Origin of the sequence: Pseudoalteromonas sp. S4492 (assembly GCF_005886115.1) — a bacterium.
Lineage (GTDB): Bacteria > Pseudomonadota > Gammaproteobacteria > Enterobacterales > Alteromonadaceae > Pseudoalteromonas > Pseudoalteromonas gelatinilytica.
In genome coordinates, this window is the sequence record NZ_PNCP01000350.1 from 1 (window position 1) to 368 (window position 368).

Sequence of the window (368 nt, forward strand, 5' to 3'; positions counted from 1 at the left end):
CATCTTCAATCCCTCCGCCACCGTCGCGGGCCTCTCCCAATATCTGTGGGAGCTGGAACAGCCCGCCTCCGCCGCCGCCAATGGCTGCTACATCGCCGCCATCAACCGCGTCGGCCATGAACAGCCCTGGGATATCGGCGAGTTCTACGGCTCCTCCTACTTCGTGAATCCGCGCGGCCAGATCGAAGCCCAGGCCAGCGCCACCGAGGATGAGCTGCTGATCCACGACCTCGACATGGCGATGGTGCGCGAGGTGCGCAACAACTGGCAGTTCTTCCGCGACCGTCGCCCGGACGCCTATACCCGCCTCACCGACGGCGAGTGACGGACTGATGACCCGCACGACAACAACAAGACGACCTGACACT

The 368-nt window shown here is 64.1% G+C and carries 1 protein-coding gene; it reads left to right on the top strand.

Annotated features, from left to right (window positions below; translation table 11 throughout):
• Positions 1-325 (top strand): nitrilase-related carbon-nitrogen hydrolase (locus CWC28_RS21790; protein WP_283206572.1); only part of this gene is annotated, 325 nt, incomplete at its 5' end.
• Positions 326-368: the final 43 nt, after the last annotated feature.